Here is a 930-nt window from a genome sequence, read left to right as displayed (position 1 = left end):
GTTCCCGATTTTCCAGGGGCAGAGGCTGACGTTGCGTAGGGCTTTGAAGGTCATCTTGAGTAGGCTGTTGCCGCGTTCGCCGACCGCGCGGAGCCGGTTGTGGGCATGGTTGAACGTCAGTTGCTGGTCGGTGAGCTGGCCGTTCTTGGGTGTTTTGAAGGCGACGGCGATGGTGTCGGCTTCGCCTTCGTAGCCGAGGTCGGCCAGGGTTCGGACGTTGTCGCGGATCTCCGCGAGGGTGGACAGCAGGCCGGGGTGGGTGCGTAGGCAGTTGGTGTCGTGTTCCCGGCCGGGGCGTACTGGTGAGGTCCATAGCGGCCAGCCGTCGGGTGCGGTCAGGACCTGGATGTTGCCGCCGTGGTTCTTGTGTTTGGCCGACCACCACAGGTCGACGCCGGGGGTGGGGCCCGGTGTCGACACCCGGTCGGTCTCGATGAGGGTGCCGTCGAGCAGGACGTAGTCGTAGCCGGCGGCCTTCGCGGCCAGCAGTGCGCCGTGTAGGCGGGGAGCTTGGGCGGCCAGGATCGCGATGGCCTCGTGCAGGTTGTCGTAGCCGGTGGACAGGCTGATCGTGTTGTCGCGGGCCAGTTGGCTCATCCGGGTGCCGTCGAGCAGCCAGCGTAAAACGAGCACGGCCTGCCGGAAGCAGGTCAGCGCCCGCCGCCCCTGACGGGTGCCGCGACGGAGACGTTCGGCGTGCAGCAGGCCGGAGAGGCGCAACACGGTCTCGTCGCGTACCGGGAGCGTGGCGGTATAGGTGATACTCATGGGCGGCGCGGAACTCCGGGTGAGTGGACTGTGAGAGGAACACTTCGTACCGGCGTTCCGCGCCCTTACTGGTTCATCCCGCTCATCTGGGCGATTCCTCTACGCCTTGGACCTTCCGGACACTGCACTCGGTGATCAGCGCCTTACCCGGAAAGGCTCATT

1 protein-coding gene is annotated in these 930 nt (G+C 66.1%); it reads right to left on the bottom strand.

The features are described from left to right. Positions 1-768 (bottom strand): transposase family protein (locus AC2CHE_RS26890; protein WP_484507617.1); only part of this gene is annotated, 768 nt, incomplete at its 3' end. Between the last annotated feature and the right edge of the window lie 162 nt (positions 769-930).

The sequence above is a fragment of the Micromonospora sp. ATLC16 genome (assembly GCF_057196645.1).
Note: the sequence above shows the minus strand (reverse complement) of the source record. Positions and strands in the feature narration are given on the sequence as shown.